The organism is Methylococcus sp. S1M, from assembly GCF_051295855.1.
Lineage (GTDB): Bacteria > Pseudomonadota > Gammaproteobacteria > Methylococcales > Methylococcaceae > Methylococcus > Methylococcus capsulatus.
In genome coordinates this window covers 1-230 of record NZ_JBPDXO010000083.1, presented here as the reverse complement: position 1 = coordinate 230, position 230 = coordinate 1, and the positions used below count along the sequence as shown (strand labels likewise).

1 protein-coding gene is annotated in these 230 nt (G+C 62.6%); it reads left to right on the top strand.

The annotated features are described in order from the left end of the window. Positions 1-230 (top strand): hypothetical protein (locus ACSHWJ_RS16145; RefSeq protein ID WP_435928806.1); only part of this gene is annotated, 230 nt, incomplete at both ends.

Here is a 230-nt window from a genome sequence, read left to right as displayed (position 1 = left end):
CGAATATCCCCGCCAGAAACGCCTGAATCACGAGTTCCTCAGCCTCTACCAGCAGAAGCGCAATGCCATTCTCAGGTGGTTCGCACGGATCGGCCAGCCGGGGCTGCAGCCCCTGCTCGCCTACCGCAAGAAAACCAGTTCCGAGATTCGTTACTCGCAGGCCCGGCTCGACCGGTTTCTGGAACAGACGGTCGGACAGCGCGTACGCCCCCTCTACGGCCCGGTCGAAC